Below are 255 nucleotides of genomic sequence, written 5' to 3' on the forward strand. Positions count from 1 at the left end.
TTACTGTTATTATATGCTCTCCTGCTCCTACGTCTGTAAACATATACATACCATCATTTGGTGTATTTGTTTCCCATGGTCCATCGTCTATACTAAACTCGAAGATTGAAACACCACTTCCTGTTGCTGTTACTGATATGTTATGTACTTCTGCAAAGGCTGCTGTGGTTACTTCTGCTGTGATTACTGGTGGCTCACTTTCTTCTACCGTTGCAGAGTCGTCATTAGTACATCCGGTAACTGCATCTGTTACTA

The 255-nt window shown here is 40.8% G+C and carries 1 pseudogene; it reads right to left on the reverse strand.

Annotated features, from left to right (window positions below):
- Positions 1 to 255: pseudogene (locus V6251_RS15470) on the reverse strand (T9SS type B sorting domain-containing protein); the annotation flags it as partial.

The sequence above is a fragment of the Olleya sp. Ti.3.14 genome, assembly GCF_038154885.1.
Taxonomy (GTDB): Bacteria; Bacteroidota; Bacteroidia; order Flavobacteriales; family Flavobacteriaceae; genus Olleya.